Here is a 22,899-nt window from a genome sequence, read left to right on the forward strand (position 1 = left end):
GGGAGTGTTGAACTGAACAGGCGAGGGCGTAGCGGCACGCCGTTCAGATGTAACTAATACAGTCTCGCGGCGTTCGGGGAGGTCGTGGGCTATCTCACTAATACCCCGATGTGTAACTCCCTATGACCTACTCGGAGCGTTCAAATGCATCGAGGAGGATACGGCACGAAGTTCCTATCGAGCATTTCACTCGACGTTTAGCCCCCAACCCATTCGCTGCCTCACCCTCCTCGATGCAGTCGGACGCTCGGAGTCGTTCGGAGAGCCTCGCCACGTCGGTCTTCATTCGACGGCTTCCGTTGGGCGTACTTCTTAGGGGAAGTATCACACATGGTTATGTTTTTATGTTAAGGACATGGCTATGAATAGAGAATGGCGAGGGAAGACACGGACCTTGCAACAGGGGATTTGTTTGGGCCTGCGCAACTTGATGTATCTGACAACGATAGGTCCGAGCTACCAGTCGTCCTCGAACTCGTGAAGGAGTACGAAGGTCGCCCGTCTGATTTCGATGATATGGTAGCAAAGCGATTTCTATCAGATAGTAAGAATCCTGAAGACCGCAAAGGGAACTTGCGGTATGGGTTAGGGTCGAATTCAGGATATGGACTCGTGGATGAGAACTTCTACTTGACCGATACTGGTGAAGAACTGTACGAGCTTCGGGACGATGAGGAGGAGTTGTACGAGCGGTTTGCGAAGTACATCTTGTTAGAGTGTGATGGCCTGAAACTCATCGAGATAGTGGATGATATGCAGGCAGCCGGAGAAACCCCGACTTTGACATCGATTGCTGACGCCTTCGAGGAGCAGTACGATATACATCTCCACGGGACAACTTCTGAAGTCAGTCAGATGCGTGCTTGGCTGAATAAGGCGGGCGTAATCGGAACTGGGAGAGACTATGACATCGACTGGAGTGTCGTTGAAGACTTGATAGGGATTGATTCTGAGGGGCTGCTCGAATTATCCGAAGTTACCACAGAGCAGCGCGCGTTCCTCAAAGCACTCGCACGAATCGACCCAGATGAAAGGATTCCCCAAAATATCGTTCGCGAGATTGCGGAGAATGCCTACGGAGTCAGCTTAAACCCGAAAAGCATCGTCAAGAATGTTCTGACGCCTCTACAGGAAGATGGCTATATCGAGTACGTGAATCCATCAGATGTATCGGGGAAAGCAAATCTGGTGATAGTCACAGACAAATTCGAGAAGGAAGTTCGCGCACCGATACTGGATAATATAAGTGAACGAACGGGAATTCCTCGACACATCCTCCGTACCTCCTTCGAAGACATCAGGGAGCAGATGGATGCTGACTCAAAGCATGAGCGGGGGCTGGCTCTCGAAGTATTAGCAGTAAAGCTCGGAAATCTGCTCGGCCTCGATTTCGAAGGGTGGCATATTCGAGGTCGTAATACCGGAGGCGCGGAGGTAGACGTTATTATGGACTCAACAGATGTGTCATTTACGCGCTGGCAAATCCAATGTAAGAACACGAAGAAGTCTCTCAGGACGAAACATGTGAAAGAGGAGGTTGGAGTTGCCCGGATGCTCCAAACAAATATCATCCTGATGGTCGCAAGGTCTGGAGTATCTTCGGACGCTCGACAGTTTGCCAGTCGAATAATGTTCAGAGATAACCTCACGATTCTATTTCTTGAAGGGGATGAATTGATGCGGTTCGACGAGAATCCAGCAGAGTTGCTGAATTCACTACGGCAAGAAACGAGACGTGTTGGGCGTCTAAAACAACTAACTGAGGATGATATGGTTGAGGTCGCGGAAGACGATGAGCGTGTTAACCGAGAAGAGGAGACACTAAAAGAATATCAGGCGGTCATAGAGGAATACCGCGGTTCAGGTGAAGACGAAGAAAAACAGGAGCAGTTGACAGACTTCAGCGAAGATTAATCGTCATTTGGCTCAACGGTAGCGAAATCACCGAAATCAGATTGGTCGTTATTGACCATCTGCTCGATAGTTCCCATCTCCATGAACCTGAACTGGGACGTTTGAACGTAGTTTTCCTGCCTTTCGAACGCTAACCAGTTGCGACCGAGGTCGGAAGCAACCTTCCCTGTCAGATTCGAACCGGCGAAGATGTCCAAAACGATGGGGCGTTCTCCGTCTTCATACGGTGGGTTCTCCGTAAGGAACTTCACAAAGAACTCAGGAAGCTTTCGCGGGAAACGGGCAGGATGGGGTTCGACATCAAGCGCACGGCAAGCTTTCAGATAGTGAGTATTCGATGCTGTATTAGCGGCTTCAATAAGGTTGTCTGGGATTGACCCTTCTCCATTCTCAGGCTCGTCGAATTTATCGCTGATATCGTGGCCAGAGGGTCGCTTCTTGTCCTCGTACCCTTCTTCCATCAGCTTCTTTTGTGAATCGGAATACTCCTGCAAAACTCTGGTATTGTCGGCTTCTGGTCGTTCTTCCTCACCCTTCGAAAGCCACCAGACGTGGTTAACAGCATCTGTGATGCGGATGCGCTCGATAGTCACCCATTGAGCGGGTGTCGGAAGCTTGGCAGGATTGTACCAATAGCAGTCCTGCGCCAATTCAAAGGGCCCGTCACTACCGGCAAGCGCCGTCAGGAGTTCGAAGTGGTACGTTGAACGATAGGGTTCTCCTTTCTGCCACCCTCCGCCGATGTCTACAACGAAAGACCCGTCAGGTTTCAAGACCCGATGAACCTTCTCGGCGAATTCCATGAACCACTCCTCGTAATCCCCGGCGTCCTTGTTGCCATAGTCCTTCTTTCTATTCAGAGCAAAAGGAGGGGACGTGACTACGAGGTCAATAGACTCATCGGGGAGTTCATCGAGAAGCTCGCGGCTATCACCGTGATAGCTTGCGCCTCCTTCAGCGGTATAATACGCCTCGGAGTCCATCAAACTCGTTACTTCGGGTACTTCTTCCATCAACGATGTCCTCTCGGGTTCAGTAGTAGAATGCGCCATATCTAACTTAAGGTTTCGACATCGGGTTCATCGTGCTTACATCCCGCAATTTCCGGATAAATCACCCGAGTCAATCTATCCATTCAATTGAGCTGTTTTTGGATAAGTGTTTCTTTCTTGAGCTGACACACCGGCCTGTTGACACTTTCCTGAGCTGTTTTACGCGCTAACCGTTCGGTAGAAATCTGACTCTCAGGAAGATATTTCGCAGAGGGAGCCACCATATATACGCGCTTGCGGGCGCACTTAATGTTCTAACTGGGTGTTCCCCTTCATCGAGGCGGTTGTCTCCTTCCTCTCCCTCGATGCGGTGTTACTCCGGTTGCTCACACACAGCATCACGTAGCTCGTCGTAGAGGTCGGGATGATATTCGCGGAGTAGTTCCACGTCGGTCGTGAGTTCCTCGTTGATTTTGCGCCGAACACGAGAGACAGCCTGATAGCGGAGGTCGTCATCAGCATCTTCCCCCTCCTCGATGAGTTCCCGTTCCCGGTCGGTCAGTAGGGCGCGTCGGGCCATGTCCGTATCCACGCGGGGATGACACTTAACAGCCCGCATTTGGGAATACTCCCATATATGGGAAGTACTAAGTAGGTGGCCGACATACTACTGAGTACGAAGCGCGGTGTCGCCATCGCAGAAATGGCCGTGTGCTGGAACACACGACCGGGCTTCGTGGGACGCACGAAGCATGACAGAACACGTATCTACGGCTGATAAGCGCATCGTTGCGGAACTAAACTTCGGCTCGAAGACTGCCAAGCGCGTCGGATGGGAAGCATGGGAATTCGCCGTTGAGGGGCCTCATCTCGTTCGCGTGACGAATGCCTCCTACGGCTGCGAGAAAGCCGACCACAGCTACGTCGTCGGCGTAGAAGACCGTGAGGGCCTTCTTGTCCCGGCTGAGTGTGAGTGTCCGGCCGACAAATATAATGAAGCGTACGCGTGCAAGCACCGGGTGGCTTGTGCGACGACCGCCGGGCCGGTGGTCCTCCAAGCTGCCGTGGACTTCCCCATCGAGGAGGGGGAGCAGTCCGAGGCTACGACCGTCGCCGACCGGCTTCGGGCTGACGGGGGAAAAGTTACGGAGGGCTGCCCGGAAGGGAACGAAACCTGTGATGGCCCCGATGGAGAATCCTTCCCCTGCTATGACTGCTACGACGTGGAGGAGGGCCAATAATGGCGCTCCAATCCGACCCCGCACACCTCGGGGATATTGGCGACGAGGAACCTGAGGAGGAGCCTGACCCCGACCGTATCTACGAGCGTCAGATGGACCAACGACGGGAACGCCGGGAATCGTAGCCTGTCGCCACAGCCAGCGGTATGGGTTTTAAATACCTTCGACCCTTCCTATTGGTTGTCACAGTCCGGAAATCCTCGTCAAAACCGTGACACGGCCCGGGTACTAAAGGGACTACCTGTGCGCCGAACGAAGTGAGGCGAGGCTTGCGGAGCCAGGGACCGGAGTTCAAATCTCCGTCCGGACGTTCACTTCTTCGAGGCGCTCCGCGTTGCGGAGCGCCTGCTTCATCGTTCACGTCCGGACGTGCCCTACGCTCGCTTCGCTCGCGTAGGACTCCGTCCGGACGTTTCTATCGACGCTGATCGCGGTGTAGCGCCGACAAACTCCGTGCAGATGTTCCGTCGGCTATTGACGCCCGGACGGGTGAGACGCCCGCTTAAAAGACGAGCCTAAATGTCCAATCAGGAATACCTAAAATATTGGCAAGGCCCCTTATTGCATTCTCGGACCGCCTGTAAGTGAAGGCGATGACGCAATCCCCACCCGACCGGATGACCATCGACTGCACCGAGTGCCCTTTCTCGAAAACGGAGAGTACGGACGGAGACCGACTCCCAGCGGACGTTCTCCAGGAGCATGGGCGACAGACGGGCCACATACTGTCGCTCTCCCCCGCTCACGAGGACTAACCGAGACAAGGTTGTGGGCAGCAATCGCTCGGTGAGCGAACGCTTCGCGTGTCCGGTTCAGCAGCCACTCGCCACCATCGAAATCCGACGTAGACGGCAATGAAGGGAAAACTCTGGATGCTTTCCGGTATGTACGCGGTCGCTGTCGCCGGGTTTCTCTATTCGATAGCGAACAACTCGCTCGAACGGGTCCTCATAGTGAGTTCCGTGATATACGCGTCGACCATCCCGATTCTGTATCTCGTTTACAAACAGGACCGGCGCGATAACTGATGGTCGGAACCGGGATTTTCGGGGGCTACCCGGCTCTCAGTCGTTCGAGGCCGTCATTTCGGCATCCTCCGCCTCCAGACCACCCGATCCGGGGCCGGGCGTCCCGCGGACGTCGCCGTCGCGCCAGGTCCCCCGACGGAACCACAGCCACGCGATGACGGCGCCGGAGACGTTCGAGACGAAGAACGCCATCCAGATGCCGCGAACGCCGAAGAGGTACTGTGAGGCGATATAGGCGATGGGCAGGCGCACGCCCGCAAGCGAGATGACCGAGATGGCGGCGGCGATAAGCGTCTTGCCGGCACCCCGGAAACCGCCGGAGAACGACCGCATGATGCCGATGAAGCCGAACGAGAGGGCGACGACTCTGAGGAACTCCACGCCGACGTCGATGACGGCCGCGTCGTCGGTGAAGACGGCCACGATGGGGCGCGGAACGAGGAAGATGAGGACGCCCGCGGCGCCGAGGACGACGAACATCACTTTCGCGGCGAGGTAGTTGGCCTGCTCGGCGCGGTCGTATTGTCCGGCGCCGATGTTCTGGCCGCTCATGGTCTCGACGCCGCGCGCGACCGCGATGGCGGGCAGGAAGATGACCGAGAAGACGCGGGTCCCGATACCGTAGGCGGCGACGACGGTCGTCGAAAAGAGGCCGACGACGATGAGCAGGGCGTTAATCGAGAGCGCCCGGCCGGTCCCCTCGACGCTGGCCGGAATCCCGATTTCGAGGATTTTCCGCAGGTACTCGAAGTCGGGCCGCATGTCGCGAAGCCGGATGCGGATGCCGCGAGAGCCCGAGAGCATGATGGCGATACCGACGGCCATCGCCAGAAACCGGGAGAAGACCGTCGCGACGGCCGCGCCCTCGACGCCCATCTGGGGGAACGTGACGGTCCCGACGAACGGCGCGCCGCTGACGACCGTCCAACCGTTGATGAGGAACGGGTCGAGGATGACGTTGATGATGACGGTCCCGAGCATGACGAACATCGGCGTGACCGTGTCGCCCGCCCCGCGCATCAGCGAGATGAACACGAAGAAGCCGAACATGAACGGGAGACCGAGCGCGATGACCTGCATGTAGGCGGTGGCGCCGGGCAACACCTCGGGAGACGCCCCGAGGAAGGCGAGGAACGGCCGGACGAACGGGTAGCCGAGCAGGCCCAGCGCGGCCGACCCGATGAAGGCGAACGAAACCGTCTGTGAGGCGGCGTATTCAGCCTTCTTCGGTTCGCCGGCGCCGGTGTGCTGGGCGACGAGGACGCTCCCAGCGACCGAGATGCCCATCCCGAGAGAGATAAGCAGGAACACCATCGGGAACGCAAAGGAGATGGCCGCCAGCGCCTCCGTGGAGTAGCGGCCGAGCCAGAAGGTGTCCGCGAGGTTGTAGGCCGTCTGCAGGAGGTTCGTGACGATGATGGGCAACGACAGGAAGAAGAGCGGCTTGAGGATGCCGCCCTCGGTCAAATCGAGTTCCTCCGGGCCCTTGAAGAAACTCACGTCGACACCTCCGGCGCCCACCCGAGTCGCTGTTCGAGGTAGGCTTCGATGAGGCGTCGCGTGTCGGCCTGGCTCTCGCGGAGGACGACCTCACGGACGTATCCGCCGTTGATGGTCGTGACGACGAACAGCGCGATTTCGTCGGGGTCGACCGCCTCGAAGTGACCCGCCTCGATGCCGTCACGGACGGCCTCGGCGACCGTCGCTCGCATCCGCTCGTCGACGGCGACGAACCGTTCGCGGTAGGTGTCGTGGTGCGGAGCCTGCGATTTCAACTCCATCAGCGCGATGGCGAAATCGTCGTCGGGGCTCTCGGCAGGGGTGAACACCACGCTCAAGAACGTCTCCAATCGCTCCCGCGGGTCGTCGTTCTCGCAGGCCAGTTGCCGCTCGAACTCGTCGATAAAGTAGTCGAGAAACGCGTTCAGCAGGTCCTCTTTCGTGTCGAAGTGATAGTGGATGGCCGCAGACGTCATCGACGACTCGTCGGCGATGCGCTGCATCGTCAAATCGGCGTACCCGTGCTCGCAGAGGGCGCTGCGGGTCGCCTCCAGTATCTCCTCGATACTCTCCGTTTCCATTCGTTATCGGATGATAGTGGTCGGGCACGGAAGAGACTTACTGACTAGTCAGTCAGCCTCGGAATCGAGGCGACGACGGCGTTTTATCGCCCGCGACGTTACCCCGGATATGGACCACCTCCGTGCCGGGGCGGCGCTTTTCAACGCCGGCCACTATCTGGCGGCCCACGAACCGCTGGAGGAGCGGTGGCTGCAGGCACCCCGTAGCGAGCGCGACGACTGCCTGCAGGGGTTGGTGCAGGCGGCCGCGGCCGTCCACAAGGCCCGGACCGGCAACTGGTCGGGCGCCGTCGGCCTCGCCGAAAGCGGGGGTGCGTATCTGGCCGACTGCGGCCACGAGAGCCTGCGAGCGTGGCTCGACCGGCTCGCTTCGGACCCAGAACTCGCCGAGCGCGAACGGCCGCCCCGCGTTCGCGTCGACGGCGACGTCGTCACGCCCGCCGACCTGCGGTTTCCCGCGGCGGGCATCGCCGCCGAGGCGCTCGCCGAAACGCGCGAAGACGGCCCTATCGTGCAAGCCGTCGAATACGCCGAGCGGGACATCGCGGCCGGCGACGAGACCAGCGATTTCGTCACGCTGACGCTGGCGTATCTCCGCGACGAGGGGCCGGCCGTTCGGGACCGACTCGTCCAGCACGTCGAGCGGCGGCGCGCCAAGGAATCGGACGTACAGGGTCTTTTCGAGTAGCCCCTGGCGCTCCTCGCCGCGTGCGCCCCGAGTGATTTGTAGCCTCGCCGAGAACACCCGCTATGCGCGGACTCGTCATCGGCCGCTTCCAGCCGTTCCACCTCGGCCACCGCTTTCTCATCAACCGCATCGACGAGGAGGTCGACGAGGTCATCGTCGGCATCGGCAGCGCCGGCCAGTCACACTCCCTCAAAAACCCCTTTACCTCCGGCGAGCGCGTCCACCTCGTTCAGGACAGTCTCGACCAACTCGACGCCAAGACGTATCTCATCCCCATCGCCGACATCGACCGGGACGCGATGTGGGTCAAACACATCGAAATCCTCTGTCCGTCCTTCGACGTCGTCTACTCGAACAACCCCTTCGTCGAACGCCTCTTCGAGGAGGAGGGCTACGAGGTCCGAGAGACGACCCTCCACAACCGCGAGGAGTACTGTGGCTCCGAAATCCGACGGCGGATACTCGACGGCGAGGAATGGGAACATCTCGTCCCCGACGTCGTCGTCGAGGCCATCGAGGAAATCGGGGGCGTAGCGCGCCTACGAAAAATCGACGAAACGGACGAACCGGACGGCGAGGACCCGCGGACCCGTTAGTTCTCGTCGTCGATGTCCGCTTTCCGTTCGCCCTCGAAGGTGAACTCCGCGGAGTTGTCCATCGGTTCGTAGCCGAGGGCTTCCTTGGCGCGTTCCAGCGAGTAGTATTTTCGGTCGTTATCCGAGATGCCGTAGACGATTTCGTAGTCGTAGTCGGCCTTGAGCGCTCGGTCGTGGAGGTGGGCACAGTCCCGGTAGGAGAGCCACATCGCCTGTCCGCGCTCGTACTCCTTCGGCGGGTGGTTCTTCGTCAGGTTCCCGATGCGGATGTTGCAGACGTCGATGCCGTACTCGTCGTGATAGTAGCGGCCGATGATTTCGCCGGTGGCTTTCGAGATGCCGTAGTGGTTGCCCGGCCGGGGTAGTTCCGTCCCGTCGAGTCGGAAGTCGTCGTCGGTCCGGTAGAGGTCGGGTTTGCGCTCGGTTTCGAAGTGGCCGACGGCGTGGTTCGAGGAGGCGAAGACGAACGTCTCGATGCCCTCCTCGATGGCAGCGTCGTAGATGACCTTCGTCCCGTGGATGTTGTTCTCCAGAACGGAGTCCCACGGCGCGTCACGGCGGGGGTCGCCGGCGAGGTGGACGATGGCGTCCATGCCCTCGCAGGCCTCGGCCATCAACTCCTCGTCGATGACGTCGCCGACGAGATAGGGGTGTTCGGGCTCGAAGGGCGGCGGGTTATGAAAGAGGTACCGCCAGTCGTACTCGTCTCGGAGGCCCTCGCGGATGGCCGTCCCGACGGACCCCTTCGCCCCCGTGAGTAACACGCGCTCTACCATTTGCGTGATGGAACGTGGGAAACGCGTAAGAAACGTGCGGTTCGCTCGCCGCTTACTCGGCCAGTTTGGCCGCCATCTCCAGCTCGAAGCCGCCGGTGTCGCTGGACTCGAAGCCGACCTTCTGATAGAGGGAGACGGCGGCGTTGTTCCAGCGTTCGACGGTCAACCAGACCCGGTCGATACCGGCTTCGCGGCCGGCTCCCAGCAGCCCTTCGATGAGTTCGGTGCCGATACCCGCTTCCTGATACTCCCGGAGGACGAAGATGGCCAGTTCCGAAGCGCCGTGCTCGTCCGAGACGAGCGTGGCGTGGCCGACCGGGTCGTCGTCGTGCCACGCGACGACGTTGACACAGTCCTCGGCGAGCAGGGCATCGAGCCACTCCCGGATGCCCTTCTCGGGGGTCGGCGGAATCCCCTGTGCCCGGTCCTCGGGGTTGAAATCGAGATACATATCGACCAGCGCTTCGAGTTCGCCGTCGTACCGTCTGACCTCGATTTCGCGGTCCTCGCGGTCGGTGAACGAACGGGGTGGGGCCTCGTACGGACCGGCCACCTCGTCGGGATATTCGCGGCTCATCGGATGAGCGTCACCGTCGTCTGTGCGTTCAACAGGACGAACTCCGCGATCGACCCGAGCTGTACCTTTCCGAGCGGACTCGTTTCGCCGCCGCCCAGCACGATGCGGTCGTAATCCTCGCGTTCGGCGAGTTCGAGCAACTGACTGCCCGGATGGCCCGACAGTTGCCGGACGTCCGCCTCAAGCGCAGCCTCGTCGAGTACCTCGTCGACCCGCTCGCGGAGGTCGGACGGCTCCCGGGTCGATTCGGGGTTCTCGACGATGCCGATAGTCAACTCGTCGCCCGCTTCCTTCGCCCGGTCGACGGCCTTCTCGAGGGCGCGAAGTGAGTCCTCGCTTCCGCCGATTCCCAGCAGGACCTTCATAAATGGCATCTCGGTGCGGGGCAGCAAAAGCCTCCCGGCTATATTTCTCTGTAAGGCCGAACTGCCGTTCGTTTTTGGTGGGCCGCGCAATCCGCGGTCAGCCGACAATGCGGCTTACGGTTCGCTGCCCTCACCGTTTCGACCGTAGGGAGAACCACGCGGCTCGCGGGTCGTCACTACGTTCCTCCCCGCTCGCTCGGCGGGAGACGCTCACTCCGTTCGCGTCTCCCGTACGCCACCCGTCAGACATCGCCGACACGCTTTTTCGGCACGGGAACGGTACGCTCAGTATGGACGACGACACGCAGGCGGCGGACGGGGAGGAACCGACGCCCGCGGTCAGGCGCGTCTCCGAGGAGGCAGCGGACGAGGGGGTCTCCGACGACGTACAGGACGTCCCGGAAGACGTCCGTGAATACACGCGGTTCTCGAAGATCGACGGCGCCACCTACGACCGAGCCAACGAGTTCCTCCGCGAACGCACCTACATCACCGCCCGCGAGTGGGCAATCGCGCGGCTCTGTGCCGACTTCCGCACCGAGACCGGCGTCGAGATGACGAAAATAGGCGAGAACCTGCCGGAACTCGTCCCCTTCATGACCGACACCTACAGCCCGCAGGCAGTCAATCAGGCCCGCTCCTCGTTCGACGAGAAGGTCCGCAAGGCGGGTGCGACGTTCCTCTACGGCGCGATGTGTGATTTCTACACCGCCGAGGAACTCGACGAACTGATGTACGAGATTACGGAGATTGCGAAGTTCCTGCTGGAAGTCGAGGGCGTCGAACTCACCGTCGACGAGGAACTGCAAGCCGAAGAGCGCATCTCCAGCGTCATGCGCGAGGTCCGGGAGTCCTCGGCGGCGCTTCGCCACGACGAATGTCCCCATTGCGGCCACGACCTCGACGGTGCCGAGGGCCACGCAGTCGACGAACCCGCGGACGACTAGGCGCGGACGTTCTCGCCGTTTCCTTCCGCGAACTCGCCGTCGTGGTAGACGACCGTCCCGCGAACCATCGTCAGTTCGGGGAAGACCGCATCCCGGCCGTCGAACGGCGTCCAGCCACACTTCGAGTGGAGTTTGCCGCCGCGAATCGATACTGACGCTTCCGGGTCCACTAACACGAGGTCAGCGTCCCTTCCCTCCTCGATGCGACCCTTCGATGGCAGGTCGAAGATTTCGGCGGCGTTCGCGGCGGTCACGTCTCGAACCCGCTCGTAGCTGAGCGTCCCCTCGCGGGCTTCCTCCAGCAGAAGCGGGAGGGCCGTCTCGACGCCCGGCACGCCGCTCGGTGCGTCCCAGATGCTCGCGTCCTTCTCGTCGCGCGTGTGCGGCGCGTGGTCTGTCGCGACGATATCGACGGTGCCGTCGGCGAGTCGCTCGAAGACCGCTTCGCGTCGCTCCTCGCTTCGCAGCGGCGGGTTCATCCGACCGAGCGTCCCCAGTTCGTCGAGGTCATCCCGGGAGAGGAAGAGGTGGTGCGGCGTCACCTCGCAGGTCATTCCCGCCTCGGCGGCGATATCGACGCCCTCCGGCGTCGACGTGTGGGCGATATGGGCGTCGACACCGACTTCGGTCGCCGTCTCGCAGGCGCGCTCGACGGCGGTGGCCTCGGCCTCGGCGGTCCGGTAGGCGCTCCAGGCGTCGGCGTCCTCGCGCTCCTTGGCGGCCTCCTCGAAGAGGTCGGCGTCCTCGGCGTGGACGGTGACCGTCACGCCGGCGTCGGCGGCGCGTTCCAGCGCCTCCTCGAAAAGGTCGACGTCGATACCCATGTCGCCCGTCGAATCCGCGAGGAAGACCTCACCGAGGGCGGCGAGCGGTTCGTCCAACAGTTCGTCGGGCTGCCAGTCCTCTGTGACCCCGCCGTTGATGCCGTAATCGACCGACGAGACGGACGCAAGGTCGGCCTTCTCCTCAAAACTCCGGGCGTCGACCGTCGGCGGGTCGGTGTTCGGCTGGTCGAAAACCGTCGTCACGCCGCCCGCGGCGGCGCTCCGGGAACCGGTCGTCCACGTCTCCTTATGTGAAAACCCGGGTTCCCGGAAGTGGACGTGTGCGTCGATCATGCCCGGCAGCAGGCGTTTCTCGTCGGCCTCCAGTACGTCGCCGTCGCCGTCGAGGTCCGTGCCGATTTCGGCAATCGTCTCGCCGTCGACCCGAACGTCTCGTATCCGGTCGTCGGCCAGCGTCGCGTTACGAATGAGCATTACCGAGCGTGCGAAGGGAGGCTCCCTAAGCCTCACGGTGCCGAGTCATCGGACTCCAACAGCGCTTCGGCGGCAACCCGTTCGATAGCGTCCCCGTCGGCGAAGGCGATTTCGAGCGCGTCGATGACCGTATCGGGGTCGCTCGGGCCGCCGGCTCCCTCCACGCTGCCGACGCTTTCGGGGTCGAACGGCACGTCAAGCGCAGCATAAATCGGGTCGAGGACATCGCCGAGGGCGCGTTCGTCGGCCTCGCTGACGACGAGACAGCCACCGACGACGGCAGTCTCGCGGCGCACACGCTGGGCGATGCCAGCCAGTTTGCCGTCCTGCTGCAAGGAGTGGTCGCCGGGACAGAAGGCGGCCTCGGGTTCGCCGCGGTCAACCGTCGCGCCGAGGCGCTCCAGCACTCGCTTCAGTCGCGCCGTCGTCCGCTCGTATCGCGACTGAATGCCGTCGTCCCCCTCGTTCGGGACGACATGCGAGAAGGCGAGTACGGTCCCCGTATAGGCGACTGCTCGACCGCCGACCTGTCGCTCGATGGGCGTGTAGCCGCGTTCGCGGGCCTCCGTACAGGCGCGGTCGTAGCCATCGGCGGCCGTATCGCGCCGTCCGAACGCGACCTGTCGGTGCGGCGTCCACGCACGGAACACGGGTTCGCCACGTTCGGAGAGGAGGTCCGGCAGGGCGTCGGTGACCGCTCTATCCGCGTCGATATCGGCCGGCCGACCGCGGACCACGAGCATACCCTCGCTTCGTGCCGACGGGGCTAAAACCGACCGGGCCGAACCGGAGGCATGGTCTCGCTTCCGGCCGACGTGGTCGCGCGCTACGAGCGATTCTCGCTCTATAACTCGCCGTATCCGGCCCACGACGCCGGCTGTGCGGTCGATCTGTATCCGGGCGACGACGATGCGCGTTCTCCCGTCGCGGGCGAGGTACTGGAGACGCGGACCGTCAGCTGTCCGCCGAAATCCTACGCCGTCTCGGAGGACCATCTGATTCTCGTCGACTGCGGCGACGTGGTCGCTCGGGTTCTGCACGTCGACCCCGCCGTCGAGGCCGGCGATACGGTCGCCGTCGGCGAGTCGCTCGGCACACTCGTCCGGTCGGGCTTTTTCGGCCAGTGGGTGGACAACCACATCCATCTCGGCTTTCGGCGCCACGACCAGAACCTCCAGCGAGCATCGGGGTCGCTGCCGCTGTCGCCCGGCGTGTCCGTCGATGGAATCGAGTGGAACGGCACTGGCGAGGTCGTCGAAACCGGGCCGACTCATATCCGACTCGATGCGCCGAGCCACGACGGTGAGGGCTTTGCGGCCATCGCCAGCGATGAGGGCGTACCGATGGATGGCGGACTAATCCACTACACCGGCGGTGGGGCGCTGGGAGGGGCCGATGGGAAGGTGTCCCTGCTGGGAACGACAGTGGGGACAGCTGATGACGGCGACGTCACGTGGTCGGACGTGGCCGTTTACGCGAACGACGAACGCGCGACGGGGCTATCGCTGTTCGCCTCACAGGTGCCGTTCGGCGCGAAGGTAGTCTTCCACGAGGGCCACGACTTCTCGATAGGCGACCGAATCGAGGTGGCCATCGAACCGACCGACGAGCCGGTTCAGTTGGGCTGACAGCCGGCGAGTTGCGTGGTTCGACGGAGGAGAACCACGAGATCCCGCGGCGGTGCGCCGGACTCCCGCCTCGTTCGCCGCGGACGCGTCTCACGTCACGGGGCAGGATGGCCTCGGTTTGATATTTAAATCTCAGCCGTGTCGCTCGCGGATTAGACCGGCACGTTCCGCACGGTGAGCCAGCCGGCGATACCGAGCAGAACGACCCCGGAGACGCGCTGGAGCCACGGCCCCTCGGGGGCGATGGTTCCGGAGAGGGCCCCGACACCGCCAAGGTAGAGGGCCGTAATGGCCGCGTATATCGCCCCCAAAACAAGCATTCCGACAGCGGGTGCGCTGTCGGGAGCGAACCCCGGCAGAAAGGCGAGGAAGAACAGCGCAACCTGCGGATTGAGGACGTTGACGGTAAGCCCCTGGACGTAGGGGTTGCCCTCCGCTTCGTGTGCGTCGGTGCTTTCGGCGGCACGGAGGGTCCGCACCCCAAGATAGGTGAGGTAGACGGCGCCGAAGGCGACGACGGCGGTGCGTGCCTCGGGGACGGCCCGGAACAGCGCCGCGAGGCCGACCGCAGCGGCGACGGTGTGGACGAGAATCCCCGTCGCGACGCCGAAGGCCGAGAGGACGCCGGCGCGTTTCCCTTCGCCGGCTCCGCGGGCGAGGACGTACGCCGTATCCGGGCCGGGCGAGAGGATGAGCGCGACGGCCGCAGTCAGGTAGACGGCCAGCGTGGCGGCGTCGAACACGTGCCGTCGTTTTCCGTTCGGCGTGAAACCTCTGTCGGCGCCCACAAAACCGACGCCATTGGGAGCAGGGGCGTTGAGAATGGCGGAACGGTCCTCCGAGCCAACGAACAAAGCCTTTACCGGCTGGACCATCTACGAACGGTAAATGGTACTCGACGACTTGGGCAGTTCCCTTCGGGGAACGCTCGACAAATTACAGGGGAAGACCCGCCTCAGCGAGGAGGACGTCGAGGAGATCGTCAAGGAGATTCAGCGCTCCTTGCTTTCCGCCGACGTCGACGTCGACCTCGTCATGGAGCTGTCGGATTCCATCCGTCAGCGCGCCCTCGAAGAGGAGCCGCCCGCCGGCACGACCGCGAAGGACCACGTCCTCAAAATCGTCTACGAGGAGATGGTCGACCTCGTCGGCGAATCGACTGACCTCCCGCTGGAAGACCAGACGATCATGCTCGCCGGCCTGCAAGGGTCCGGTAAGACCACCTCCGCCGCGAAGATGGCATGGTGGTTCTCGAAGAAGGGCCTCCGGCCCGCAATCATCCAGACGGACACCTTCCGGCCCGGCGCCTACGACCAGGCCAAGGAGATGGCCGAACGCGCCGAGGTCGACTTCTACGGCAACCCCGACAACGACGACCCCGTCGAAATCGCCCGGAAGGGCCTCGAAGAGACCTCTGACGCCGACGTCCAGATTGTCGACACCGCGGGTCGCCACGCGCTGGAGGACGACCTCATCGACGAACTCGAACAGATAGAGCAGGTCGTCGACCCCGACCGCAACCTGCTCGTGCTGGACGCCGCAATCGGCCAGGGCGCCAAGGACCAGGCCCAGCAGTTCCACGAATCCGTCGGCATCGACGGCGTGATGATTACGAAACTCGACGGGACCGCGAAAGGTGGCGGCGCCCTCGCGGCCGTCGACCAGACCGACTCGTCCATCGCGTTCCTCGGGACCGGCGAGGAAGTCGGCGACATCGAGCGCTTCGAGCCGTCGGGCTTCATCTCCCGACTGCTCGGCATGGGCGACCTCAAACAGCTCTCCGAGCGGGTCGAACGCGCCATGCAGGAGACCCAGGAAGAGGAGGGCGACTGGGACCCCGAGGACCTGATGCAGGGTGATTTCACCCTCAAGGACATGCGGAAGCAGATGAACGCGATGAACAAGATGGGGCCGCTCGACCAGGTGATGGACATGATTCCGGGTCTCGGCGGCGGCATCAAGGACCAACTGCCGGACGACGCCATGGACATGACCCAGGAGCGCCTCCGGGACTTCGAGGTCATCATGGACTCGATGACCGAGGACGAACTGGAGAACCCCCGCTCCATCGGACAGAGCCAGGTCGAACGCATCGCCCGCGGCTCCGGCAAAGAGGAGGAAACCATCCGCGAACTCCTCGAACAGCACAAGATGATGCAGAAGATGATGAAGCAGTTCCAGGGCATGGGTGACGGCGACATGCAGCGGATGATGAAACAGATGCAGGGCGGCGGTGGCGGCGGCGGTGGCATGGGCGGTATGGGCCCCTTCGGCGACTAGAGAAGATCGGATTTTCTGGGCTTTATTTAAAAACATCAGTCCCGCTCGTAGCTCTTGGTTTTCCTGCAGACTAGCACTCAAAAGGGACCGCAACCCCCGAAGCCCTCGGCCGGCTCGACTCGCGCGGCTCGCTGCGCGCCTCGGTCGCTCCGCTCCCTGCGGTGCTTGCGTCGCCGTGCTTCGCCGACCCGGCCTCGCCCTTCGAGTCCACCAAGGAACCGCACCGTACCTGCCCTTCCCCGGGTCGCGAGGGTCGCCAAGGGCGACCACTCGCTCCCGGCCGAGCGTTCATTTATAAATGGCGCGCGCTGGCCGACCGCCGCGAACATCTCGTGAGCGGCGGTCGGACGGAGCCGTGCGAGGGACGACCGAGCGAAGCGAGGGAGTCGGTTGGGGAGGTTCGTGGTGCGGTCGCGGTCCCTGGAGGAATGAAAGGGCGAGGGCCGGTGGCGCTTGTTTAGTCGCTAAGCGGGCACTATCCGACCGTAGGGAGGATATCCCGCTCAGCGACCGCACGCGAGGGTCGGAGCGACCGCCGGGAGCGAGACCCTCGGAGCGGGAACGGCGACCGAAGGGAGCCGTGACCGCCAGCGGGCCGAGGGCTTTCCGGCTGTTTGCGGTCAGGGGGTCGCCAAACTCTGTTTATAAAAGAAGGAAACGCCCTACGAACAGTTCACCTAGTCGTCACTTCCACCGCCGACCTGTTCGTGCTTGTGCAGCAGCGCCATCCGGGCTTTGAGGTCGACGCCCTTCTTCTCGTAGGCGCGGATGCGGTAGAAGTAGAGGCCGGCCGACAGCACCATCCACGCGAGGACGACGAGGAACGCGGAGGGGGCGCTCTGGACGACCAGCAGCGTGAACAGCAGCGAGACGACGACGTTGCCGACAGCGACGACCCGGAGGACGGGCATCGGGAGCTTGTAGAAGGAGTACTCGTAGCGCTGGGGGAAGACCTTCGGGAGGTTCCACAGCGCGACGCCGCCGATCATGAACGCGATGAAGATGCCGGTGACGACGATGACGACGAGCCAGTCCAGCACGTCGGGGCCGGTGATGGCTTCGAGTGGCCCCCGGAAGGGCGCGGCCAGCAGGGGTGGGATGCCGAACAGCAGGACCGCCCGGTGGGGCGTGTTGTAGTCGTCGTGGACCTTGGCGAAGACGTCGGGGAGGACCTCGTCACGCGCGGCGCGCATGACCGTCCGCGAGTAGGAGGTAAACAGCGTGTTGACCGTCGTCGCCGCAGCGATGAGTGCAGAGATGCCGACCACCAGCAGGACCGGAGCGGGGAGGATGCCCTCGCCGACCGCAGCGAGGCCGCCCTGGACGGGTTCGCCGCCCAACTGGCCGCTGACAGTCATGTTCTCGATGGGAATGGCGCCGATGAGCGTGAAGACGATGGCAATCGAAAGCACCGTGACGATGGCCATGCCGATGGCGAGGACACGTGGGATGTTCTCGACGGGGTTTTCGAGTTCCTCGCCGATTTCGATAATCATCCCGAAGCCCTGGAAGGGGATATACAGCGTCACGACGGCAAGCAGGAACGGTGCGAAGCTATCCGCAAAGGGTTGGCCCTGCTCGGCGGGGAACACCGGCGTGTAGTTCGCGGCGTCGATATGGGGGATGCCGCTGAGGACGAACGCGAGCATGCCGACGATGAGCATGAGGACGAAAGCAATCTGGACCTTCGTGACGATCTGGACGCCGACGTAGTTCAGAATCAGAAAGAGGCCGAGCAGGCCCCAGACGGCCGCGACGCTGGGGACCGACGCGCCGAAGCTTTCGAGAATGCCGTTGAGGTAGTCGGCGAAACCGAAGGCCGCGAAAAGCAGATACGACCAGACGGCCAGCACGGGCACCGAAACGCCCAGCATTCCCCAGAAGGGGCCGACGAGGCGTGACCCGTAGACGTAGATGCCGCCGGCGACGGGTATCGCGCCGCCGAGTTGCAAGAGGAGCAGCACGCCCAGCGTCATCGGGACGATTGAGACGAGAATCGCGATGGTGATGCTCGGGCCGGCGGCAGCGGCCATCTGGGTCGGGACGATGAAGATGCTCATCCCGAGTGCGGTCCCCACGAGCAGGGCGACCGCGCCCCAGAGACCGACCTGTTCGTCGATTAGCTTGTAATCATCGGCTGACATGGTGAGATATGCAAGACGGTGCCCCTAGAGTACCTTTAACGTATCCCCTGTCACAACCAGCCATTTACAAGTAGCCCCACGATACCGTGATATTTTAACAGAAACGGCGGAGAATCGCGGTACGATTTACGGGAAACGAAATGACACCTTAGCGACCGAACAGTCGTTCCCGGAGCGACCGCGAGGAGGGGCGTTCGGCGAGCAACACGGAGGTATCTAACTCCTCCAGCACCGAGAAGGCCAGCGAACCTGAGACGATGCGGGAGAGCAGACCCTTCTCGGTCGCGCCGATGACAACCAGCGTCCGGTCGGCGGCCGCGGCCTCGATGTTCGCCTCGACGTCGCCGGTCTCGACGATGATTTCGGCGTCAGCGAGGCCGTGGTCGGCGGCCCACTCGCCGATGAACTCGTGGGCCTGGGCCCGCTCGCCTTCGTCGGCGACGTAGAGGACCGATATTTCGGAACCGAGGGTGTCCCGAAGCGCGCGGCCGACCGCCGCCGAGAGGTCCGACGAGTAGCCGCCAGCGGTCGGCAGCAGGACCTTCGAGGGGTCGAACTCCCGGTCCTTGAGGACGAGGAAGTCACAGGGCAGGTCGTGGGTGAGTTCGTCCAGCGTCGTCTCGGCACGGCCCCCAGCAAAGCGGGCGCCGCCGTGGCCCATCACGACCGTGTCGACGTCGTGGGTGCGCGCGGCGTCGAAGACCTCTTCGAGGCCGCGATGGGAGAGGATAGTTCTCGTCTCGACGTCGACGCCCATCGCTTCGGCGTCTTCCTTCGCGTCGGCGAGCAGGCGCTCGGATTCGGCAGTCAGGTCGTCGTTGTCGGCGGCGGCCGAAAGCGGCGTCTGGTCCGGTACCTGCACGATGTGGGTCGCCAGCACCTGCCCGCCCTGGGCCTTCGCGAGCGCGCCCGCGACGGTCACGAGCGCCCCCTCGGTTCGCGGGTTCGCCAGCGCGAGCATGACCGTCGGGCCGTCGTTGGGTGTCACGGAGAAGCCTCTACGTGGGCTTGCGGACAGGACTACGAAAACGTATCGGCGGTCGTCTCAGTCGCCGTCGTCGCCCGGGAGCGCGACGACCGGGATGGTCGCCTCGCTGACGATGCGGGTGGCCGTATCACCGGACAGCAGACGGACGAGGCGGCCGCCCTCGCGGGAAACGAAGGCCACCGACGTGGCGTCGGCGTCATCGGCGGCCCCGAAGATACCGTCGACGACGTCGGTATCGTAGACGACGCGCGTATCGACGGTCACCTCGTCGCCGAGGCGGCCCTCGACGATGCCGAGAATCTCCTCGGCGTCTTCCTCGCGCTTCGCCAGCGGTGCTTTATCGACAGCACCGCCGGCCTTCTCGATGACGTGGACGGCGACGACCACGTCGACCTCGTCGAGATGCGGTTCGAGTGCTTGACACGTCTCCTGTGCGTCCTCCGGCGTGGCGACGGGGACGACTATTCGTTGTAGGATGGACATATGAGAAGCCTCCAATTACGCCCGACACGGCGAAAGGGCGGTTGTCCGGCGGTGCGGGCCCTCGGCGGACGGGTCGCTGTGCATACGAACCGTTACTCCGGCCGTTCTGTTAAACCTTTAGCAGCCACCGCCACCCCCACATCCAACGTCGGTTTCGGCGAGTTTCGTACACGAACTATCGCGGGGGGTCCACGTGATAGTCTCTCGGTCGGCGACGGAGATGCGCGGATATAAAATGGAGGCCGCGCAAAGAGGCGGTATGTCACCTCTCGGACCACAGACGCATGTACGTGAGTCGACCGACGGTCGGTGTCGCCTTCGGGTCCGATGAGCGACGAGGAACTCGCCAAGGACCTCGGCCCTCTCGCGGCGCTGACCATCGGCGTCGGGACGATGATCGGTGCCGGCATCTTCGTGTTGCCCGGCACCGCCGTCCTCCGGGTCGGCCCGCTGGCCGCCGTCACGTTCGTCCTTGGCGGCGTCATCGCCCTCTTTACCGCGCTGTCCGCATCGGAACTCGGCACCGCGATGCCGAAATCCGGCGGCGCGTACTTCTACATCAACGAGGCGCTCGGCCCGCTGTTCGGGTCGATTAGCGGCTGGGCCAACTGGCTCGGACTGGCCTTCGCCTCCGCGTTCTACATGTACGGCCTCGGCGAGTACGTCAATACGCTCGTCGGCGCACCAGCAGTCGCGTTGGGACCACTCTCGCTGGAAGCGGCCCAGATAATCGGCCTCATCGGCGCGCTGTTCTTCATCGCCGTCAACTACGTCGGCGCCAAGGAGACGGGCGGCCTCCAGATAGTCATCGTCCTCATGCTGCTCGGCATCCTCGGGATATTCACCTTCGTCGGCCTGCTGAACGCCAATCTCGACTCGCTGACGCCGTTCGCACCGCCCGGCGCCGTGGGCGACGTGCTTCCGGTCACCGCCATCGTCTTCGTCTCCTATCTCGGGTTCGTCCAGATTACGTCCGTCGCCGAGGAAATCAAAGACCCCGGCCGGAACCTGCCGCGGGCCGTCATCGGCTCGGTTCTGCTGGTGACCGTCGTCTACGCGCTGTTCCTCGTCGTTCTGCTGGCCGCGGTGCCGAACGAACTCGTCGCCGGCAACGATACCGCCGTCGTCGACGCCGCCAGCCTGCTGTTCGGTCAGTATTCGATTTTCGGCTTCGACTTGAGCCTCCTCGGGTGGGGGCTGCTGCTGTTCGGCGGCCTGCTGGCGACCGCGTCCTCGGCGAACGCCTCCATCCTCTCGTCGTCGCGCATCAACTTCGCGATGGGTCGAGAGAAAATCATCACGCCGAACCTCAACGAGATTCACCCGCGGTTCGGGACGCCCTACCGGTCCATCGCGGTCACCGGCGCGCTCATCCTCGTGTTCCTGCTGCTCGGGAACCTCGAACTGCTGGCGACGGCCGGGTCCGTCCTCCACCTCATCGTCTACGGCCTGCTGAACCTCGCGCTTATCGTCATGCGCGAGGCCGAACCGCCGGGCTATGACCCCGACTTCACGGTGCCGTTGTATCCCTTCGTCCCCATTATCGGCGCGATAACCTCCTTCGCGCTCATCATCTACATCGAGCCGCTTGTCATCCTGCTTTCGGGCGGACTGACACTCTTTGCGGCGCTGTGGTACTTCCTGTACGCCCGCCGGAAGGTCGAGAACGCGGGCGTTCTGGCGGAGTGGATTCTCAGCCGTTCGGATGAACTGCCCGAGACGGCCGTTTCGGCGGCCACCTCGGTTCGTCCCGAGGGCGACGATTACCGCGTGATGGTGCCGCTGGCGAACCCGGCGACCGAAAAGCATCTCATCACGCTCGCCTCGGCCATCGCCCACCAGTACGACGGGACGGTCGTCGCGGTCAACATCGCCAACGTCCCCGACCAGACCTCCCTGGAGGCGGCCCGCGAACGCGGCGCCCACAATGCCGCCCACGACCTGCTGGAGCAGGCCCAGTCCGACGCCGAAACGTTCGGCGTCAACGTCGAGACCCACGTCGTCCTCTCCCACCGGACCTTCGAGGAGGTCTTCGACGCCGCCCGCACCTACGGCGCCGACGTGACCGTGATGGGATGGGGCGAGGACTCCCACGGCGCACCCGGCCGCGCGGAGTCGGCCATCGACGAACTCGCCAAGTCGCTACCCTGTGACTTCCTCGTCTTCAAGGACCGCGGCTTCGACGCCTCGCGGATCCTCGTGCCGACCGCCGGCGGCCCGGCCTCGGACCTCTCTGCGGGCGTCGCGCGCGTCCTGCAGGCCGAATTCGACGCCGAGGTGACGCTGCTGCACGTCACCGACGACGAGGAACTCGGCCAAGAGTTCCTCACCGAGTGGGCCGACGAACACGGCCTCTCGGACGCCGAACTGCTGGTGGAGACCGGCGACGTCGAGGCGAACATCGCCCGGGCGGCCGAGGACGCGACGATGCTCGTCATCGGGGCAACCGAGACGGGCCTGCTCTCGCGGCTGGTTCGCGGTTCGCTCGTCCTCGAAGTGCTCTACGACGTCGACTGTTCGGTGCTGCTGACCGAACGGGCGCACAAACGGGGCCTCTACGACCGGCTCTTCGGCAGCAGCGACCGGTCGACGGACACCGCGGCGACGGGCGTGACCACCGAGCCGAAAACGCCGGACCTCTGTAACCCGGAGGACACGCCCAGAACCGACGACGAATAAAAAGGCCGCTACGACGTCGTGAAGCCGGCCGATTCGTCGTACTCTTCGAGGACCCATTCGAGTTCCTCGATGGCCCGGAGGATGGCCACCTCGGCGGTGTCCTCGAACTCCGAGGACGGCGGGTCGTAGTCGTCGTACTGGGATTCGAGTTCCGCGATGCGCTCGCGGATGTCGGATTCATCGCGCATACACGAGTCTTCGTGGGAGCCAACTTTGTCCTTGCGGCGATGGCC

At 63.0% G+C, this 22,899-nt stretch carries 22 protein-coding genes and 1 pseudogene; 9 read left to right on the forward strand and 14 right to left on the reverse strand.

Annotated features, from left to right (window positions below):
* Positions 1-372 precede the first annotated feature (372 nt).
* Positions 373-1,914 (forward strand): restriction endonuclease, encoded by a 1,542-nt coding sequence (locus HWV23_RS07335; RefSeq protein WP_178289766.1) that lies wholly within the window; start codon positions 373-375, stop codon positions 1,912-1,914.
* Here the strand turns inward: HWV23_RS07335 and HWV23_RS07340 are convergent.
* The gene (locus HWV23_RS07340) at positions 1,911-2,927 is read right to left on the reverse strand and encodes a DNA-methyltransferase (RefSeq protein WP_211693332.1); all 1,017 of its coding nucleotides are present in this window, start codon (positions 2,925-2,927) and stop codon (positions 1,911-1,913) included. The two genes, HWV23_RS07335 and HWV23_RS07340, sit on opposite strands and share 4 nt — an antisense overlap.
* Before the next feature lie 352 nt (positions 2,928-3,279).
* Positions 3,280-3,486, reverse strand: coding sequence for a hypothetical protein (locus tag HWV23_RS07345; protein WP_178289768.1), 207 nt, complete (start codon positions 3,484-3,486; stop codon positions 3,280-3,282).
* A 172-nt stretch (positions 3,487-3,658) separates the two neighbouring features.
* On the opposite strand from HWV23_RS07345, the gene HWV23_RS07350 reads away from it, so the two are divergent.
* Positions 3,659-4,147 carry an SWIM zinc finger family protein gene (locus HWV23_RS07350; protein WP_178289769.1) on the forward strand — a complete coding sequence of 163 codons (489 nt, stop codon included), beginning with the start codon at positions 3,659-3,661 and terminating at the stop codon, positions 4,145-4,147.
* Positions 4,147-4,272: a hypothetical protein gene (locus tag HWV23_RS17175; RefSeq protein WP_281362695.1), complete on the forward strand. Its 126-nt coding sequence runs from the start codon at positions 4,147-4,149 to the stop codon at positions 4,270-4,272. The genes HWV23_RS07350 and HWV23_RS17175 overlap by 1 nt, the downstream gene beginning before the upstream one ends.
* Before the next feature lie 939 nt (positions 4,273-5,211).
* On the opposite strand, the gene HWV23_RS07355 is transcribed toward HWV23_RS17175, so the two are convergent.
* Together HWV23_RS07355 and HWV23_RS07360 are read right to left on the reverse strand one after the other, a co-directional pair.
* The gene (locus HWV23_RS07355) at positions 5,212-6,675 is read right to left on the reverse strand and encodes an MATE family efflux transporter (protein WP_178289770.1); all 1,464 of its coding nucleotides are present in this window, start codon (positions 6,673-6,675) and stop codon (positions 5,212-5,214) included.
* On the reverse strand, positions 6,672-7,256 hold the full coding sequence (locus HWV23_RS07360; protein ID WP_178289771.1) for a TetR/AcrR family transcriptional regulator: 585 nt from the start codon (positions 7,254-7,256) through the stop codon (positions 6,672-6,674). The genes HWV23_RS07355 and HWV23_RS07360 overlap by 4 nt, the downstream gene beginning before the upstream one ends.
* Positions 7,257-7,365: 109 nt before the next feature.
* Between HWV23_RS07360 and HWV23_RS07365 the strand changes: the two genes are divergently transcribed.
* Together HWV23_RS07365 and HWV23_RS07370 are read left to right on the forward strand one after the other, a co-directional pair.
* The gene (locus HWV23_RS07365) at positions 7,366-7,944 is read left to right on the forward strand and encodes a DUF309 domain-containing protein (RefSeq protein ID WP_178289772.1); all 579 of its coding nucleotides are present in this window, start codon (positions 7,366-7,368) and stop codon (positions 7,942-7,944) included.
* A 62-nt stretch (positions 7,945-8,006) separates the two neighbouring features.
* Positions 8,007-8,540, forward strand: coding sequence for a nicotinamide-nucleotide adenylyltransferase (locus HWV23_RS07370; protein WP_178289773.1), 534 nt, complete (start codon positions 8,007-8,009; stop codon positions 8,538-8,540).
* On the opposite strand, the gene azf is transcribed toward HWV23_RS07370, so the two are convergent.
* The 3 genes from azf to HWV23_RS07385 are packed head-to-tail and all read right to left on the reverse strand — an operon-like array spanning position 8,537 to position 10,258.
* The gene (azf, locus tag HWV23_RS07375; protein WP_178289774.1) at positions 8,537-9,316 is read right to left on the reverse strand and encodes an NAD-dependent glucose-6-phosphate dehydrogenase Azf; all 780 of its coding nucleotides are present in this window, start codon (positions 9,314-9,316) and stop codon (positions 8,537-8,539) included. The genes HWV23_RS07370 and azf overlap by 4 nt on opposite strands.
* Positions 9,317-9,368: 52 nt before the next feature.
* On the reverse strand, positions 9,369-9,893 hold the full coding sequence (locus HWV23_RS07380) for a GNAT family N-acetyltransferase (RefSeq protein ID WP_178289775.1): 525 nt from the start codon (positions 9,891-9,893) through the stop codon (positions 9,369-9,371).
* A complete protein-coding gene (locus tag HWV23_RS07385) occupies positions 9,890-10,258 on the reverse strand; it encodes a universal stress protein (protein WP_178289776.1) in 369 nt (122 codons plus the stop codon). The genes HWV23_RS07380 and HWV23_RS07385 overlap by 4 nt, the downstream gene beginning before the upstream one ends.
* 290 nt (positions 10,259-10,548) lie before the next feature.
* Between HWV23_RS07385 and HWV23_RS07390 the strand changes: the two genes are divergently transcribed.
* Positions 10,549-11,205, forward strand: a complete 657-nt coding sequence (locus HWV23_RS07390; RefSeq protein ID WP_178289777.1) for a DUF5806 family protein — start codon at positions 10,549-10,551, stop codon at positions 11,203-11,205.
* On the opposite strand, the gene HWV23_RS07395 is transcribed toward HWV23_RS07390, so the two are convergent.
* Positions 11,202-12,464, reverse strand: a complete 1,263-nt coding sequence (locus HWV23_RS07395) for a dihydroorotase (RefSeq protein ID WP_178289778.1) — start codon at positions 12,462-12,464, stop codon at positions 11,202-11,204. The two genes, HWV23_RS07390 and HWV23_RS07395, sit on opposite strands and share 4 nt — an antisense overlap.
* A gap of 32 nt (positions 12,465-12,496) precedes the next feature.
* On the reverse strand, positions 12,497-13,207 hold the full coding sequence (locus HWV23_RS07400; RefSeq protein WP_178289779.1) for a lipoate--protein ligase family protein: 711 nt from the start codon (positions 13,205-13,207) through the stop codon (positions 12,497-12,499).
* Positions 13,208-13,258: 51 nt separating this feature from the next.
* On the opposite strand from HWV23_RS07400, the gene HWV23_RS07405 reads away from it, so the two are divergent.
* Positions 13,259-14,092 (forward strand): DUF8155 domain-containing protein, encoded by an 834-nt coding sequence (locus HWV23_RS07405; protein WP_178289780.1) that lies wholly within the window; start codon positions 13,259-13,261, stop codon positions 14,090-14,092.
* Positions 14,093-14,244: 152 nt separating this feature from the next.
* Here the strand turns inward: HWV23_RS07405 and HWV23_RS07410 are convergent, their stop codons facing one another.
* Positions 14,245-14,835, reverse strand: a complete 591-nt coding sequence (locus HWV23_RS07410) for a LysE family translocator (RefSeq protein WP_211693334.1) — start codon at positions 14,833-14,835, stop codon at positions 14,245-14,247.
* A 145-nt stretch (positions 14,836-14,980) separates the two neighbouring features.
* Here HWV23_RS07410 and HWV23_RS07415 point away from each other — a divergent pair, with 145 nt between their 5' ends.
* The gene (locus HWV23_RS07415; protein WP_178289782.1) at positions 14,981-16,372 is read left to right on the forward strand and encodes a signal recognition particle protein Srp54; all 1,392 of its coding nucleotides are present in this window, start codon (positions 14,981-14,983) and stop codon (positions 16,370-16,372) included.
* A 677-nt stretch (positions 16,373-17,049) separates the two neighbouring features.
* On the opposite strand, the gene HWV23_RS07420 is transcribed toward HWV23_RS07415, so the two are convergent.
* The 3 genes and pseudogenes from HWV23_RS07420 to HWV23_RS07430 all read right to left on the reverse strand — a co-directional run bounded on the left by HWV23_RS07420 (position 17,050) and on the right by HWV23_RS07430 (position 19,987).
* Complete coding sequence (locus HWV23_RS07420; RefSeq protein ID WP_178289783.1) at positions 17,050-18,516, reverse strand: APC family permease; 1,467 nt, start codon at positions 18,514-18,516, stop codon at positions 17,050-17,052.
* Between the two features lie 148 nt (positions 18,517-18,664).
* Positions 18,665-19,495 (reverse strand): annotated as a pseudogene (locus tag HWV23_RS07425) (universal stress protein); the annotation flags it as partial.
* A 66-nt stretch (positions 19,496-19,561) separates the two neighbouring features.
* Positions 19,562-19,987, reverse strand: coding sequence for a universal stress protein (locus tag HWV23_RS07430; RefSeq protein WP_178289784.1), 426 nt, complete (start codon positions 19,985-19,987; stop codon positions 19,562-19,564).
* A gap of 327 nt (positions 19,988-20,314) precedes the next feature.
* Here HWV23_RS07430 and HWV23_RS07435 point away from each other — a divergent pair, with 327 nt between their 5' ends.
* Complete coding sequence (locus HWV23_RS07435; RefSeq protein ID WP_178289785.1) at positions 20,315-22,666, forward strand: amino acid permease; 2,352 nt, start codon at positions 20,315-20,317, stop codon at positions 22,664-22,666.
* An 8-nt stretch (positions 22,667-22,674) separates the two neighbouring features.
* On the opposite strand, the gene HWV23_RS07440 is transcribed toward HWV23_RS07435, so the two are convergent.
* A complete protein-coding gene (locus HWV23_RS07440) occupies positions 22,675-22,854 on the reverse strand; it encodes a hypothetical protein (RefSeq protein ID WP_178289786.1) in 180 nt (59 codons plus the stop codon).
* Between the last annotated feature and the right edge of the window lie 45 nt (positions 22,855-22,899).

It is taken from the genome of Natronomonas halophila, from assembly GCF_013391085.1.
Taxonomy (GTDB): Archaea; Halobacteriota; Halobacteria; order Halobacteriales; family Haloarculaceae; genus Natronomonas; species Natronomonas halophila.